General features: G+C 55.1%; 15 protein-coding genes. 10 read left to right on the forward strand and 5 right to left on the reverse strand.

Annotated features, from left to right (window positions below; translation table 11 throughout):
* Nucleotides 1-10 precede the first annotated feature (10 nt).
* From hemA to kdsA, 6 genes are read left to right on the forward strand one after another with little or no spacing between them, the layout of a single operon-like run.
* Nucleotides 11-1,267, forward strand: coding sequence for a glutamyl-tRNA reductase (gene hemA, locus GBC03_16145; GenBank protein ID QFS71624.1), 1,257 nt, complete (start codon nt 11-13; stop codon nt 1,265-1,267).
* A 37-nt stretch (nt 1,268-1,304) separates the two neighbouring features.
* Nucleotides 1,305-2,387 carry a peptide chain release factor 1 gene (prfA, locus tag GBC03_16150; GenBank protein QFS71625.1) on the forward strand — a complete coding sequence of 361 codons (1,083 nt, stop codon included), beginning with the start codon at nt 1,305-1,307 and terminating at the stop codon, nt 2,385-2,387.
* The gene (prmC, locus tag GBC03_16155) at nt 2,387-3,220 is read left to right on the forward strand and encodes a peptide chain release factor N(5)-glutamine methyltransferase (protein QFS71626.1); all 834 of its coding nucleotides are present in this window, start codon (nt 2,387-2,389) and stop codon (nt 3,218-3,220) included. Before prfA ends, prmC begins: the two co-directional genes overlap by 1 nt.
* Nucleotides 3,217-3,609 (forward strand): SirB family protein, encoded by a 393-nt coding sequence (locus GBC03_16160; protein ID QFS71627.1) that lies wholly within the window; start codon nt 3,217-3,219, stop codon nt 3,607-3,609. The genes prmC and GBC03_16160 overlap by 4 nt, the downstream gene beginning before the upstream one ends.
* Nucleotides 3,610-3,612: 3 nt before the next feature.
* Nucleotides 3,613-4,422, forward strand: a complete 810-nt coding sequence (locus tag GBC03_16165) for a tetratricopeptide repeat-containing protein (protein ID QFS71628.1) — start codon at nt 3,613-3,615, stop codon at nt 4,420-4,422.
* 36 nt (nt 4,423-4,458) lie between these two features.
* Nucleotides 4,459-5,313, forward strand: a complete 855-nt coding sequence (kdsA, locus tag GBC03_16170) for a 3-deoxy-8-phosphooctulonate synthase (GenBank protein QFS71629.1) — start codon at nt 4,459-4,461, stop codon at nt 5,311-5,313.
* A 53-nt stretch (nt 5,314-5,366) separates the two neighbouring features.
* On the opposite strand, the gene chaA is transcribed toward kdsA, so the two are convergent.
* The gene (gene chaA, locus GBC03_16175; protein ID QFS71630.1) at nt 5,367-6,467 is read right to left on the reverse strand and encodes a sodium-potassium/proton antiporter ChaA; all 1,101 of its coding nucleotides are present in this window, start codon (nt 6,465-6,467) and stop codon (nt 5,367-5,369) included.
* 273 nt (nt 6,468-6,740) lie between these two features.
* On the opposite strand from chaA, the gene chaB reads away from it, so the two are divergent.
* Nucleotides 6,741-6,971 (forward strand): putative cation transport regulator ChaB, encoded by a 231-nt coding sequence (gene chaB, locus GBC03_16180; protein ID QFS74031.1) that lies wholly within the window; start codon nt 6,741-6,743, stop codon nt 6,969-6,971.
* Nucleotides 6,972-7,167: 196 nt separating this feature from the next.
* Entirely contained in the window at nt 7,168-7,863 is a 696-nt protein-coding gene (locus GBC03_16185) for a gamma-glutamylcyclotransferase (GenBank protein ID QFS71631.1), read from the forward strand.
* Nucleotides 7,864-7,911: 48 nt separating this feature from the next.
* Here GBC03_16185 and GBC03_16190 read toward each other — a convergent pair whose 3' ends face one another.
* The gene (locus tag GBC03_16190) at nt 7,912-8,157 is read right to left on the reverse strand and encodes a DUF1883 domain-containing protein (GenBank protein ID QFS71632.1); all 246 of its coding nucleotides are present in this window, start codon (nt 8,155-8,157) and stop codon (nt 7,912-7,914) included.
* Nucleotides 8,158-8,420: 263 nt separating this feature from the next.
* Entirely contained in the window at nt 8,421-8,774 is a 354-nt protein-coding gene (locus GBC03_16195) for a hypothetical protein (GenBank protein QFS71633.1), read from the reverse strand.
* A gap of 209 nt (nt 8,775-8,983) precedes the next feature.
* Between GBC03_16195 and GBC03_16200 the strand changes: the two genes are divergently transcribed.
* Nucleotides 8,984-10,390 (forward strand): YchO/YchP family invasin, encoded by a 1,407-nt coding sequence (locus GBC03_16200; protein ID QFS71634.1) that lies wholly within the window; start codon nt 8,984-8,986, stop codon nt 10,388-10,390.
* Here the strand turns inward: GBC03_16200 and narL are convergent, their stop codons facing one another.
* Together narL and narX are read right to left on the reverse strand one after the other, a co-directional pair.
* The gene (gene narL, locus GBC03_16205; GenBank protein ID QFS71635.1) at nt 10,391-11,041 is read right to left on the reverse strand and encodes a two-component system response regulator NarL; all 651 of its coding nucleotides are present in this window, start codon (nt 11,039-11,041) and stop codon (nt 10,391-10,393) included. It abuts the gene before it with no gap.
* Nucleotides 11,034-12,830 carry a nitrate/nitrite two-component system sensor histidine kinase NarX gene (narX, locus tag GBC03_16210; GenBank protein QFS71636.1) on the reverse strand — a complete coding sequence of 599 codons (1,797 nt, stop codon included), beginning with the start codon at nt 12,828-12,830 and terminating at the stop codon, nt 11,034-11,036. The genes narL and narX overlap by 8 nt, the downstream gene beginning before the upstream one ends.
* A gap of 353 nt (nt 12,831-13,183) precedes the next feature.
* Here narX and GBC03_16215 point away from each other — a divergent pair, with 353 nt between their 5' ends.
* On the forward strand, nt 13,184-14,575 hold the full coding sequence (locus GBC03_16215; GenBank protein ID QFS71637.1) for a NarK family nitrate/nitrite MFS transporter: 1,392 nt from the start codon (nt 13,184-13,186) through the stop codon (nt 14,573-14,575).
* Nucleotides 14,576-14,580: the final 5 nt, after the last annotated feature.

Consider the following 14,580-nt stretch of genomic DNA (forward strand, 5'->3'; position numbering starts at 1 on the left):
TCCCGCAGACATGACCCTTTTAGCGCTCGGCATTAACCATAAGACGGCACCTGTATCGCTGCGAGAACGCGTAACGTTTTCGCCGGATACGCTCGATCAGGCGCTGGAAAGCCTGCTTGCGCAGCCAATGGTGCAGGGCGGCGTGGTCTTGTCGACGTGTAATCGCACGGAGCTGTATCTTAGTGTGGAAGAGCAGGACAATCTGCATGAGGCGCTGATTCGTTGGTTATGCGACTACCATAACCTCAACGAAGAGGAGCTGCGCAGCAGCCTCTACTGGCACCAGGATAACGACGCGGTCAGCCATCTGATGCGTGTCGCCAGCGGTCTGGATTCGCTGGTACTGGGTGAGCCGCAAATTCTCGGTCAGGTGAAAAAGGCCTTTGCGGATTCGCAAAAAGGCCATCTGAACGCCAGCGCGCTGGAGCGAATGTTCCAGAAATCTTTCTCTGTCGCCAAACGAGTCCGTACGGAAACTGATATCGGTGCCAGCGCGGTGTCCGTTGCGTTTGCCGCCTGTACGCTGGCACGCCAGATCTTTGAATCGCTCTCCACGGTTACCGTGCTGCTGGTCGGCGCGGGCGAAACCATCGAACTGGTGGCGCGTCATCTGCGCGAACACAAAGTGCAGAAGATGATCATCGCCAACCGCACCCGCGAGCGGGCACAGGTTCTGGCCGATGAAGTGGGTGCCGAAGTTATCGCGCTCAGCGACATCGACGAACGCCTGCGTGAAGCCGACATTATCATCAGTTCAACCGCCAGCCCGTTGCCTATCATCGGCAAAGGAATGGTGGAGCGCGCGCTGAAAAGCCGCCGCAATCAGCCGATGCTGCTGGTGGATATCGCCGTTCCGCGCGATGTCGAACCGGAAGTCGGCAATCTGGCTAACGCCTATCTCTATAGCGTTGACGATCTGCAGAGCATTATTTCGCACAACCTGGCGCAGCGCAAAGCCGCGGCGGTGGAAGCCGAAACCATTGTTGCGCAGGAAACCAGCGAGTTTATGGCCTGGCTGCGCGCTCAGGGCGCCAGTGAAACCATTCGTGAATACCGTAGTCAGTCTGAGCAGGTACGTGATGAATTGACCGCGAAAGCGCTGGCAGCTCTGGAACAGGGCGGCGACGCGCAAACCATTATGCAGGATCTGGCATGGAAACTGACCAATCGCCTGATCCATGCACCAACCAAATCTCTTCAGCAGGCCGCCCGTGACGGGGATGACGAACGCCTGAATATTTTGCGCGACAGCCTCGGGCTGGAGTAGCAACACACCCTTCTTTTTACAAGGTGCATTTACGCCTATGAAGCCTTCTATCGTTGCCAAACTGGAAGCCCTGCATGAACGCCATGAAGAAGTTCAGGCGCTGCTGGGTGATGCGGGAACCATCGCAGACCAGGAACGTTTTCGCGCATTGTCGCGTGAGTATGCACAACTTAGCGATGTTTCTCGCTGTTTTACGGACTGGCAACAGATTCAGGACGATATCGAAACAGCACAAATGATGCTCGACGATCCTGAAATGCGTGAGATGGCGCAGGAAGAACTGCGCGAAGCGAAAGACAAGAGTGAACAACTGGAACAGCAGTTACAGGTACTGCTGCTGCCGAAAGATCCGGACGATGAGCGCAATGCGTTTCTGGAAGTTCGTGCCGGGACCGGCGGTGACGAAGCCGCCCTGTTTGCCGGCGATCTTTTCCGCATGTACAGCCGCTATGCGGAAACACGCCGCTGGCGGGTGGAGATCATGAGCGCCAGCGAAGGCGAGCACGGCGGGTATAAAGAGATTATCGCCAAGATCAGCGGCGACGGCGTCTATGGTCGCCTGAAATTTGAGTCCGGTGGACATCGCGTGCAGCGTGTCCCGGCCACTGAATCGCAGGGACGTATCCACACTTCCGCCTGTACCGTAGCGGTGATGCCAGAGTTACCGGAAGCCGAACTGCCGGATATCAACCCGGCCGATCTGCGTATTGATACCTTCCGCTCCTCCGGGGCGGGTGGCCAGCACGTTAACACCACCGACTCCGCCATCCGTATCACCCACCTGCCGACCGGCATTGTGGTGGAGTGTCAGGACGAACGTTCGCAGCACAAAAACAAAGCCAAAGCGATGTCGGTGCTGGGCGCGCGTATTCGCGCAGCCGAAGTGGCACGACGTCAGCAGGCGGAAGCCTCAACGCGTCGCAACCTGCTGGGCAGCGGCGATCGCAGCGACCGTAACCGGACCTACAACTTCCCGCAGGGGCGTGTAACCGATCACCGTATCAACCTGACGCTCTACCGCCTGGATGAAGCGATGGAAGGCAAACTGGATATGCTGATTGAGCCTATCGTGCAGGAATACCAGGCCGATCAGCTGGCGGCGCTGTCCGAGCAGGAATAATGGATTTTCAGCACTGGTTACGTGAGGCGATAAGCCAGCTACAGGAGAGTGAAAGCCCGCGCCGCGATGCCGAGATCTTACTCGAATTCGTGACCGGAAAAGGGCGCACGTATATCCTGGCATTTGGTGAAACGGCAATAACCGACGCCCAGCGTGAACAGCTGGACAGGTTACTGGCGCGTCGCAAACAGGGGGAGCCCATTGCGCACTTGACCGGCGTACGTGAGTTCTGGTCATTGCCGCTGTTTGTCTCGCCCGCCACGCTTATCCCGCGTCCGGATACCGAATGTCTGGTGGAACAGGCGCTGGCGCGTCTGCCGTCAGGCCCGTGCCGTATTCTCGATCTCGGTACCGGCACCGGCGCGATTGCGCTGGCGCTGGCGTCTGAACGTCCTGACTGTGAGGTTACGGCGGTTGACAGGATGCCGGAAGCCGTTGAACTGGCGCAGCGTAATGCCACCCATCTGGCCATTCACAATGTTCATATCCAGCAAAGCGACTGGTTTAGCGCCTTGTCGGGGCAGCAGTTTGCGATGATTGTCAGCAATCCGCCGTACATTGACGAACAGGATCCGCATCTGGCGCAGGGCGATGTCCGCTTTGAACCGCTGACCGCCCTGGTCGCCCGCGATGGCGGAATGGCCGACATTGTGCACATCATCGAACAATCGCGCACGCGACTGGAAGCTGGCGGTTATCTGCTGCTCGAGCATGGCTGGCAGCAGGGCGCTGCCGTACGTGACGCCTTCATTCGCGCGGGCTACCAGGCGGTAGAAACCTGTCGTGATTATGGTGATAACGAGCGTATTACGCTCGGACGTAAACCTGCATGAACAGCGTTACGCTCTTGCTCAGCGTTCACCTCATCAGTATTGCGCTTTCCATTAGTCTGTTTGTGTTGCGCTTCGGGTGGGCTGAATGTCACTCTGCGCGGGCTCACGCGCGCTGGACGCGCGTCGTACCGCCGGTTGTTGACACCTTTTTGCTGCTTAGTGGCGTGGGGTTGATCGCTAAAACGCACATCCTGCCATTCACGGAGCAGGGGACATGGCTGACTGAGAAGCTGTTTGGAGTTATCATTTACATCGTTTTGGGTTTTATGGCGCTCGATTACCGTCGGGCGCGCAGTCGGCAGGCGCGGTTAATCGCGTTCCCGCTGGCACTGGTGGTGCTGTACATCATCATTAAACTCGCCACCACAAAAATACCGTTACTGGGGTAAGTCATGAGGTCGTTAGCTGATTTCGAATTTAATAAAGCTCCATTGTGTGATGGGATGATCCTGGCATCGGAATCGATCCGTCTGGATTTTCCTTCGCAAACTGTCTATGACGAGCTGGAACGTCTGGTCAGCCAGGCGCAAGAAGAAATTAGCCAGCTTTTGTCTCAGGATGAGCAACTGGAAAAATTGCTGGCACTTTTCTACGGCGAGTGGGGTTTTACTGACACCCGCGGCGTTTACCGTTTGTCCGACGCATTATGGCTTGACCAGGTACTGAAGAACCGCCAGGGCAGCGCGGTGTCTCTGGGGGCGATCTTATTGTGGATCGCCAACCGGTTGTCATTGCCGCTGGTCCCGGTGATTTTCCCGACGCAGCTTATTTTGCGTATTGAGTCGCTGGAAGGCGAAATGTGGCTCATCAACCCGTTCAATGGTGAAACGTTGAATGAGCATACGCTGGAAGTATGGCTGAAGGGGAATATCAGTCCGGTCGCAGAGTTATTTAACGAAGACCTGGATGAAGCGGATAACGCAGAAGTCATTCGCAAGCTGCTGGACACGTTGAAATCTTCTCTAATGGAAGAACAACAGATGGAACTGGCGCTGCGTGCGAGTGAAGCGTTACTGCAATTTAACCCGGAAGATCCGTACGAAATACGTGACCGGGGCTTAATTTATGCGCAACTGGAATGTGAACATGTCGCGCTGACCGATTTAAGCTATTTCGTTGAGCAGTGTCCGGAAGACCCGATCAGCGAAATGATTCGTGCGCAGATTAATAACATCTCGCACAAGCAAATTGTCCTGCATTAATTTATCGACATTCTTACTCATCATTAAGGCGATCCTATGAAACAAAAAGTGGTTAGCATTGGCGACATCAAGGTAGCAAACGATCTACCGTTCGTGCTGTTTGGTGGTATGAACGTGCTGGAATCGCGCGATCTGGCGATGCGCATTTGTGAGCACTACGTGACCGTTACCCAGAAACTGGGTATCCCTTACGTGTTCAAGGCCTCTTTTGATAAAGCCAACCGTTCTTCTATCCACTCCTACCGTGGACCGGGCCTGGAAGAAGGGATGAAAATCTTCCAGGAACTGAAGCAGACCTTTGGCGTGAAAGTGATCACCGACGTTCATGAAGCCAGCCAGGCGCAGCCTGTTGCTGACGTTGTGGATGTGATTCAGTTACCGGCGTTCCTCGCGCGTCAGACCGATTTGGTGGAAGCGATGGCGAAAACCGGCGCAGTCATCAACGTGAAGAAACCGCAGTTCGTGAGCCCGGGTCAGATGGGTAACATCGTGGATAAATTCCATGAAGGCGGTAACGATAAGGTGATCCTGTGTGACCGAGGGGCAAACTTTGGTTATGACAACCTGGTCGTTGATATGCTGGGCTTCAGCGTGATGAAGAAAGTCTCCGGTAACAGCCCGGTCATTTTCGATGTGACCCACGCGTTGCAGTGCCGCGACCCCTTCGGTGCAGCCTCTGGCGGTCGTCGCGGTCAGGTGACTGAGCTGGCGCGTGCGGGTATGGCGGTCGGTCTGGCCGGTCTGTTCATCGAAGCGCACCCGGATCCGGCCAACGCGAAATGCGACGGTCCGTCCGCGCTGCCGCTGGCGAAGCTGGAACAGTTCCTTGTGCAGATGAAAGCGGTTGACGATCTGGTGAAAAGCTTTGACGAGCTGGATACCGAGAACTAAGTCTCGCAGAAACAGAAAACCCCGCCGCAGCGGGGTTTTTTTTGCCTGCAAGGTCAGGCAAATATCGTCATCAGATAGGCGATAAACAGTGCCAGATGCGCCGCACCGTTCAGCACGTTGGTGCGTCCCGTTGAGAACGAGATATGGCACAGCACCAGCGACGCCACCATCACGACCATTTCCGGCGCGCCTAAGCCGAACACCAGGTCATTCCCCGTTGCCCATGCAATCAGCGTCACCACCGGTACCGTCAGGGAGATGGTTGCCAACACCGAACCAAAGAACAGGTTCATTGCTCTCTGTACCTGATTATTCAACACGGCTTTCAGCGCCCCAAGCCCTTCCGGGGAGAGGATCAGCAGTGCGACAAGGAAGCCGGTAAAGGCGACCGGGGCGTTCAGCTCAGTCAGCAGCGTCTCCAGCGGGTTCGCGTTCATCTTGGTGACGGCAATCACCGCAATCAGATGAATCACCAGCCAGACGGCATGCCACAAATTGCTGTGCGCTGAGGGCTTACCGTGATGCGGGTCGTCGTCGTCGCTGTCATCTTCATGCTCATAGACAAACAGGCTCTGGTGCGTTTTGGTTTGAATGAGCAGGAACACGCCGTACATCGCGGCAGAAATTAAAGCGACCAACAGCGCCTGGCTGGTGGTGAAATTCGCGCCCGGCAGCGCCATTGGAAATACCAGCACGATAATCGCCAGCGGAAACAGGGCAATAAGATACTGCTTAATACCGAACAGGTTCATATACTGCGTTGCGAATTTACGCCCGCCCAGTAACAGTGAAAAACCCACCAGACCACCGGTCACAATCATGATGATGGAATAAAGCGTGTCGCGCATCAGCTTGGGTGCCGCATCGCCGGTCGCCATCAGGGCTGAGATCAAGCTAACTTCGAGAATGACCACTGACAGACTCAGAATGAGTGAGCCATAGGGTTCGCCGAGGCGGTGGGCCAGTACGTCGGCGTGACGAACAACGCTAAAGGCGCTGCTTAAAATACCAATCAGGGCAAGAAGGTTAATTCCGATCACCGCTGGTAGTGAATGGCTGTTTCCCCAAAGGAATAGCACTACCAGCGCCACAACCGGGAAAATAAGCGATGTCTCCTTATGGCGGGTTTTCACCGCCTCTTGTGCATGTGTCATTAATGCTCTCCATCTCTGCAGGTCGATTTTAGTTATAAATGTAATAAAGCGTGTAAAAAATAACAGAAAACGCAGGCTTTCTGGTGATATTTTACGAAATTTTACGGCATTCCCGCATTTCACCTTTAAAACGACAGAAAGAGAAACTCTTGCTTTTTGAATGTTTAAATAACAACACCTTATGATGGTCGTAGGGTTAATAAACCTTTTTACAGTGGCAGCGGCGTCCAGGGTTGACCACACTTTAGGTTTAGCCAAAAAGCGGAGTCAATGATGCCTTATCATGCGAAAAAAGATCTACCAGACAGTGTACAGCACGTCTTACCCGCCCATGCCCAGGCTATCTACAAGGAGGCGTTCAATAGCGCCTGGGAGCAGTATAAGGACAACGCCTCTCGCCGTGATGATGCCAGTCGGGAAGAGACCGCGCATAAAGTCGCGTGGGCGGCAGTGAAAAAAGAGTATGCCAAAGGTGAAGATGATAAGTGGCATAAGAAAACCTAACCACTTAACTTATAAGGTTTAACGCTACAGCCCCCGTGAACGCATGGGCGAATCGTGCTACCCGCAACCGTTGCAGCCTTGCAAGCGGCCCGTGAATTGCATATTGTCGTGATATTGGTTTCAAAATGAGCAGTTAAAATGCCCGGAAGGCGTCAAAAAGTTGTCGCAGGGAAGTATGCAGTGGCGGAGGTGTAAGGTGTTAACGCGTGATTTCTTGATGAATGCCGATTGTAAGACGGCATTTGGTGCTATTGAAGAATCACTCTTATGGTCAGCAGAACAACGTGCGGCGTCCCTTGCGGCGACGCTGGCTTGTCGACCAGATGATGGACCGGTGTGGATCTTCGGTTATGGATCGTTGATGTGGAACCCGGCGCTAGAATTTGATGAGTCATGCACCGGTACGCTGGTGGGATGGCATCGGGCATTTTGCCTGCGTCTTACGGCAGGGCGCGGAACCGCGTGCCAGCCGGGGCGAATGCTTGCACTGAAAGAGGGCGGGCGCACCACTGGCGTGGCCTATCGTCTCCCGGATGCTTCGCTTGAGCAGGAGTTAACCTTGCTGTGGAAGCGAGAAATGATCACCGGTTGCTATCTGCCAACCTGGTGCCAACTGGCGCTGGACGACGGGCGAACGGTGAATGCGCTGGTGTTCATTATGGACCCGCGCCATCCGCTGTATGAGTCGGACACGCGTGCGCAAATTATCGCCCCGCTGATTGCTGCCGCCAGTGGGCCGCTTGGCACCAACGCGCAGTACCTGTTTTCGCTCGAACAGGAGTTGCAGAAACTGGGAATGCAGGATGAATGTCTTAACGACCTGGTGACTAACGTTCGGGGGTTGTTAGGTGAATCTCTGCCGGAAGGTGTTTTGCGCCCGGGTTTCGCGTGAGGCTTATATAAACCCGGTAGGCACAGGCGCTACCGGGCAATTCGCGTATCAGGCGGCGATATAACTGATGGAATGTTCAAGCGACTGGCTATGGCTGTCGATCAATACATTCCAGACGCCGGTATACGGTACGGTCAACCACGCGTTATCACGATTTTGCACGCTTAATATGTCGGTCTGCGCGTCTTTAACGTGATTCTTCTCGCTCATCAGATGAATGTGGCAACACTCAGAACAGCGTACGACCACAGTATCCCCACCAAATAACTTCAAACTTGCCTTTACTAATGCCATTTCTCACCCCGTATTGAAAACAACGTACTTCCCTTAGGAAGTGCTGCGTGATGTTGTTCACATTTTACCCATGAGGCATAACACCAAAGAGTTAGGCTTCGGATGCTGATTTTGATCAAAAAATGGCATAACGATTAAACAATAGTGACAAAATGCCTGAGAAAAGCGTGATCGGGCGCACTTACTTTTGGTAAAGATACGCCCCAATAAGATTAAATTCGGAAATTACCGGCTGTTTCAGCAAGCTCACCTGAAAAGAGTGATTAGAACGTCAGAACTTTGTCGGCGGCCAGCGTCCACTGCGCCAGTTCTACCAGCGTGCCGACTTCCACGCCGTCAATCAGCGGCAGCGCCGTGATCCCGCGTCCGTCTGTGCAGGTCTTGCACAGTTTGACCGGGACATTCTGGGCGGTGAGAATCTCCAGCATCTGCTGAATGTTATAACCTTCTGCGGGCTTCTGACCGCGTAAACCCGCCGTGACGGCATCCGACATCAGAAACAGTCGCAGGTCGAGATCGCCCGCCTGTTCACGTAACGCGATCGCCAGTCTCAGGCTGTTGAATAACGATTCGCTACCGTATGCCGCACCGTTGGCAATGATCACTATCTTTTGCATGTTGACTCCTGTAAGCAGGGAGGTTTGATTTGTCAGCCCGTTATGTTACCGCGCAAGCGGAGTGTTACCAATGAAAGTCTGACGAAAAGGAATACCAGGCAAGAGTAAGGATATTCCTGAAAGTGTGAGAAAGTCTGCAAAACATCCCTGAGTCAGGTAAGCTTTTAACGAGTTAAGTTAACTGAACTGTGTAAGAAGCCATCGTCGATTTGAGCCGTTTTGTATCGCATCCCGTCCCTCTCTGGTTACTCTTGCTGCTGGCAGGCGGTACGGCCAGTGCACAATCCTCCTTTATGCAACAGGCCGAAAATCCCTTTGACAATAATCAGGACGGGCTGCCCGATCTGGGGATGGCGCCCGACTCGCATGAAGGCGAAAAACATTTCGCCGAGATGGCGAAAGCCTTTGGCGAGGCGAGCATGATCGACAACGGTCTTGACACCGGTGAGCAGGCAAAACAGTTTGCCTTTGGCCAGGTGCGCGACGCGGTGAGTGAGCAGGTGAATCAACACCTGGAATCCTGGCTGTCGCCGTGGGGCAGGGCCAGCGTCGACGTACAGGTCGATAACGAAGGCAATTTCAACGGCAGTCGCGGAAGCTGGCTCGTTCCCTGGCAGGATAACTCGCGCTACCTCACCTGGAGTCAACTGGGGCTTACCCAGCAGGATGACGGACTGGTGAGTAATGTGGGTATCGGCCAGCGCTGGGCGCGCGACGGTTGGCTGCTCGGCTATAACACCTTCTACGATAATCTGCTGGATGAAAACCTTCAGCGCGGTGGACTGGGTGCCGAAGCGTGGGGGGAATACCTGCGACTTTCGGCCAATTATTACCAGCCGTTTGCCTCATGGCGCGCCCATACGCCGACGCTGGAGCAACGAATGGCGCGCGGTTACGACGTCACGGCTGAAATGCGAATGCCGTTCTACGAATTTCTCAACACCCGCGTCAGCGTGGAGCAATATTTTGGCGACAGTGTGGATCTGTTCGATTCAGGAACGGGCTATCACAACCCGGTGGCGGTGAAGTTGGGGCTGAACTACACTCCGGTTCCGCTGGTGACCGTAACCGCTCAGCACAAGCAGGGAGAGAGCGGCCTCAGCCAGAACAACCTCGGACTGAACCTGAATTACCGCTTCGGCGTGCCGTTGAAAAAACAGTTGGCGGCAAGCGAAGTGGCGGAAAGTCAGTCGCTGCGCGGAAGCCGCTATGACAATCCGCAGCGCAACAACCTGCCGACGATGGAGTATCGTCAGCGTAAAACCCTGAGCGTATTTCTGGCGACCCCGCCGTGGGATCTGCATGCGGGCGAAACGGTACCGCTAAAATTACAGGTACGCAGTCTGCATGGCATTCGCCATATCACCTGGCAGGGGGATATGCAGGCGCTGAGTCTGACGGCGGGCGCAAACGCAGAAAGTGCTGAGGGCTGGACGGTCATTATGCCGGCCTGGGACAGCAGTGAAGGCGCGAGTAACCGCTGGCGACTGTCGGTGGTGGTGGAAGATGAGAAGGGGCAGCGTGTCTCTTCCAATGAGATCACGCTCGCGCTAACTGAACCGTTTATGACAATGCCAGAGGACGATCCGCGCTGGAGGTTGCTCCCGGAGGAGTAATCAGAAGATGCGTTCCTGATGCACCCACACTGCCGCTTCGACGCGTGATTTGAGCTTCATTTTCTTCAGCATATGCTTCACGTGGACTTTCACCGTGCTTTCGGTGATATCCAGACGGCGGGCAATCATTTTGTTCGGCAGGCCCTGGGCGATAAGCTTCAGAATGTCGCGCTCACGTGGGGTCAGTTGCGTGACGTCGCGATCGGAGGTGGCTCGGTTGGCGCGCAGGCTGGCAGCCAGTACCGGCGTTAACGCTTCGCTTAATACCATCTCTCCGGCAGCGGCCTGCTGTAACGACTTAAGCAAGTCTTCCGGTTCCATGTCTTTCAACAGATAACCGTCAGCGCCGCGCTTGAGCGCCGTCACGACATCCTCTTCATGATTCGACACGCTGAACACCACAATTCGACCGGACAGCGCCTTCTCACGCAGTTTGTCGAGGGTTTCCAGCCCGTTCATCCCCGGCATGTTCAGGTCGAGCAGGATCAGATCCGGGTCAAGCGATTCGGCCAGTTCGATACCCTGCTCGCCGTTACTGGCTTCACCGACCACGGTAATATCGGGTGCCATGCTGACAAGCTGTTTGACGCCTGTCCGCAGCATCGGATGATCGTCGATGAGCAGGATAGTTGCCGGTTCCTGATTATTCATGGGTATCTCCTTGAACTTCTGTGAAGTATTTTTCGGGAATAAAGGTGACAGCGACTTCAGTACCGCCCGTCTCGCGACGGCGTACCTGGCAATCTCCGCGCAGGCTCTGCGCCCGGTCGCGCATGATGATCATGCCATAGTGGTTACTGCGTTCGGCATTCTCAGGAACGCCGCAGCCGTTGTCTTGTACAGTCAATTTAACCTGCTTGCCCTTTAGCGCTACGTTGACTATCACTTCATCAGCGTGAGAGTGCTTAAGCGCATTGCTTAAGGCTTCGCGGGCAATTTGCAGTAGATGAATCGCCTGATGCGAAGGCACCAGACGCGGTGGTAGCTGATAATCCAGTTTCACCGTAAAGCCAAAACGGGCGCTGTATTCCTGACAACTGGCTTCCAGCGCCGGGCGCAGACCGGGCTCGGTCAACTGTAAGCGGAACGTGGTCAACAGTTCGCGCAGTTGCGCCCATGAAGCGTTCAGTTCGTTGCGGATCTGGCTCAGCAGGTCGCGGCTACTGTCCGGCAACGTCTCTCCCTGCATTTGCAGGCAACTGACCTGCATCTTCATACAGGACAGTGATTGTGCAATAGAATCATGCAGTTCGCGCGCAATGGTTGCACGCTCTTCCATGACAATCAACTGCTGCTGGCGTTCCTGATTGCGATCCAGCGCCAGCGTTGCGGTGAGTTGTTCCACGACGGTATCCACCAGTTGTTGCTGATCGTGACTCAGGTGACGCCCCTGCGGCAGGGTCGCCAGTAAAATGCCGTATTGGGTGTGGGTGTCCGTTAAGCGCCATTTCAGCGTCATTCCCCCTTCAATTTGCGGCAGCGCGTCGCGCGGGCAGAGATGGCACCCCTTATCATCACAGCTGATATCGGACTGGCAGGTAAATTCCTGATGGTTATCTTCGTCTTCCTGGTCATACACCCGCAGTTCGATGTCATGCATTTGGGTCAGGTTTTGCAGACCGTTCAGCACCGGGGAGAGCCGTTCGCAAAGCGGTACCGGTGAATGCAGACGACGGTTCGCCTGCCAGAGAAAAGAGAGGATCTGGTTTTTCTGCTCCAGCCCGGCGGTTTTTTCCCTGACGCGCTGTTCGAGCACCGAATAGCTTTCCGCCAGTTCGTCTGACATGTTATTAAGCGCATCGCCGAGCATCGCCATCTCATTGCGCCCGCCGATCTGCGCGCGCTGAGTGAAGTCGCGCTGGCTGACGGCACGGGCCATCGACAGCAGTTGTTTCCACGGCTGAAGCAGACGCGCCCGCAACCAGATAATGGTAAAGACCAGCAGCAGCGCCATGAAAATCGCCATCACCCGGTGCACCATTACCACGCGTTCGATGCGCATTTCGGTGATGTGATCAAACGCGGAGACGAGCCTGTCAAGACCGGTGACGAACTGGCTGACGTCGGCGGCGACGGCCTCTCTGCTGCTGGCCTGTTGCAGGCCAGGAGACAGTTCGCGATGCCAGTAATCCTGGAGTGCACGCAGTTGCGCCTGCTGGCCGTCGCGTTCTGCCGCACGGGTTAGTTCCGGGCTGAACGCCGTCTGTTCCATCTCATTAAGCAGTTTCTGGTCGTCAGCGTTCAACGGCACCGCCGCGAGCAGGCGATAGCTTTGCATCCGCAGTGAGCCCGCTTTATTGATGGCGTGCGCGCTGCCCTGTACGCCCTGGACTAGCCAGCCAGAGACAGCCATACCCGCCACGCCAATGGCGGTAGAGAGCATCACAATGAGCGCCACCTGGTTAACCAGCGTGAGCGGAGAGAGACAACGTTTTAGCATAAAACCTTCTTCCTTCAGGCCTCCGGACAGCGAATGTGGAAACCTTAATGAATGACGAGACTGCCGGTCAGAATTGGGCAGTGGCGTTATTCTCGACCATCCCCTGGAGTATACCCATACCTAAAACGAGTTACCTCTTAATTGCCGCGATCGGAGAGGATTTGAGGAAGGGGGTACCTGCGGCGGGCAGCACTGTGAAAAACCACGTATTTCTTGTCGAATTATTCTACTCACTTAGGGTGATCATGATTTTTTTGCTGTGATATCGACAACTTTTCCTTTGATTTATATCAACTTACCTTGCGCTGTAAACCCTAATGTTGCAGGCATCGAATCGAGTATCAGAGGTGTCTATGAGTCACTCATCCGCCCCGGAAAGGGCATCTGGAGCTGTAATCACAGAATGGCGGCCGGAAGACCCGGCGTTCTGGGCGCAGCGAGGTCAACGTATCGCCAGTCGCAACCTGTGGATTTCCGTCCCTTGTCTGCTGCTGGCGTTTTGCGTCTGGATGTTGTTCAGCGCTGTTGCGGTGAATCTGCCGAAAGTCGGCTTCAACTTTACGACTGATCAGCTGTTTATGCTGACGGCATTACCGTCGGTCTCCGGCGCGTTGTTACGTGTGCCTTACTCTTTCATGGTACCGGTCTTTGGCGGCCGTCGCTGGACCGCGTTCAGTACCGGGATCCTGATTATTCCGTGCGTCTGGTTAGGGTTTGCGGTGCAGGATACTTCCACACCGTTCAGCACCTTCATTTTGATCTCTTTGCTTTGCGGTTTTGCCGGCGCGAACTTTGCCTCCAGTATGGCGAACATCAGCTTCTTCTTTCCGAAACAGAAGCAGGGCGGTGCGCTGGGGCTGAACGGCGGTTTGGGGAATATGGGCGTCAGCGTCATGCAACTGGTTGCGCCGCTGGTGGTCTCTCTGTCGATATTCGCCATCTTTGGCAGCCACGGGGTTGAACAACCGGACGGTTCACAGCTATATCTGGCGAATGCCGCGTGGGTCTGGGTACCGTTTCTCGCTCTCTTTACGCTGGCGGCCTGGTTCGGCATGAACGAACTGGCGACGTCGAAGGCGTCACTGAAAGAACAACTGCCGGTCCTCAAACGTGGTCACCTGTGGATCATGAGCCTGCTCTATCTGGCGACTTTCGGCTCGTTCATCGGGTTTTCCGCAGGCTTTGCGATGCTGTCAAAAACGCAATTCCCGGAGATTCAGATCCTGCACTATGCATTTTTTGGTCCCTTTGTCGGCGCGCTGGCGCGTTCGGCGGGCGGGGCTATCTCTGACCGTTTAGGCGGGACGCGCGTCACGCTGGTGAACTTCGTGCTGATGGCCATTTTCAGCGGCCTGCTGTTCCTGACGTTACCGACCAACGGGACCGGCGGCAGTTTCATCGCCTTCTTCGTGGTCTTCCTTGCGCTATTTATGACGGCAGGGCTGGGCAGTGGTTCCACCTTCCAGATGATCTCCGTTATCTTCCGTAAGCTGACGATGGATCGCGTGAAGGCGGAAGGCGGCTCTGAAGAGAAAGCGATGCGCGAAGCGGCGACCGATACGGCGGCAGCGTTAGGCTTTATCTCAGCGATTGGGGCCATTGGCGGCTTCTTTATCCCGAAAGCATTTGGCACCTCGCTGGCCTTAACCGGCTCGCCGGTTGGCGCGATGAAAGTCTTCCTGATCTTCTATATCGCCTGTGTGGTTATCACCTGGTTGGTATACGGACGGCATTCGAAAAAATAAAAAGA

Source organism: Citrobacter telavivensis (assembly GCA_009363175.1).
Taxonomy (GTDB): domain Bacteria; phylum Pseudomonadota; class Gammaproteobacteria; order Enterobacterales; family Enterobacteriaceae; genus Citrobacter_A; species Citrobacter_A telavivensis.

Excerpts from the sequence above, each read along its gene's own strand:
- hemA (QFS71624.1), top strand. The coding sequence starts at position 11 with ATGACCCTTTTAGCGCTCGGCATTAACCATAAGACGGCACCTGTATCG.
- prfA (QFS71625.1), top strand. The coding sequence starts at position 1,305 with ATGAAGCCTTCTATCGTTGCCAAACTGGAAGCCCTGCATGAACGCCAT.
- prmC (QFS71626.1), top strand. The coding sequence starts at position 2,387 with ATGGATTTTCAGCACTGGTTACGTGAGGCGATAAGCCAGCTACAGGAG.
- GBC03_16160 (QFS71627.1), top strand. The coding sequence starts at position 3,217 with ATGAACAGCGTTACGCTCTTGCTCAGCGTTCACCTCATCAGTATTGCG.
- GBC03_16165 (QFS71628.1), top strand. The coding sequence starts at position 3,613 with ATGAGGTCGTTAGCTGATTTCGAATTTAATAAAGCTCCATTGTGTGAT.
- kdsA (QFS71629.1), top strand. The coding sequence starts at position 4,459 with ATGAAACAAAAAGTGGTTAGCATTGGCGACATCAAGGTAGCAAACGAT.
- chaA (QFS71630.1), bottom strand. The coding sequence starts at position 6,467 with ATGACACATGCACAAGAGGCGGTGAAAACCCGCCATAAGGAGACATCG.
- chaB (QFS74031.1), top strand. The coding sequence starts at position 6,741 with ATGCCTTATCATGCGAAAAAAGATCTACCAGACAGTGTACAGCACGTC.
- GBC03_16190 (QFS71632.1), bottom strand. The coding sequence starts at position 8,157 with ATGGCATTAGTAAAGGCAAGTTTGAAGTTATTTGGTGGGGATACTGTG.
- GBC03_16195 (QFS71633.1), bottom strand. The coding sequence starts at position 8,774 with ATGCAAAAGATAGTGATCATTGCCAACGGTGCGGCATACGGTAGCGAA.
- narL (QFS71635.1), bottom strand. The coding sequence starts at position 11,041 with ATGAATAATCAGGAACCGGCAACTATCCTGCTCATCGACGATCATCCG.
- narX (QFS71636.1), bottom strand. The coding sequence starts at position 12,830 with ATGCTAAAACGTTGTCTCTCTCCGCTCACGCTGGTTAACCAGGTGGCG.
- GBC03_16215 (QFS71637.1), top strand. The coding sequence starts at position 13,184 with ATGAGTCACTCATCCGCCCCGGAAAGGGCATCTGGAGCTGTAATCACA.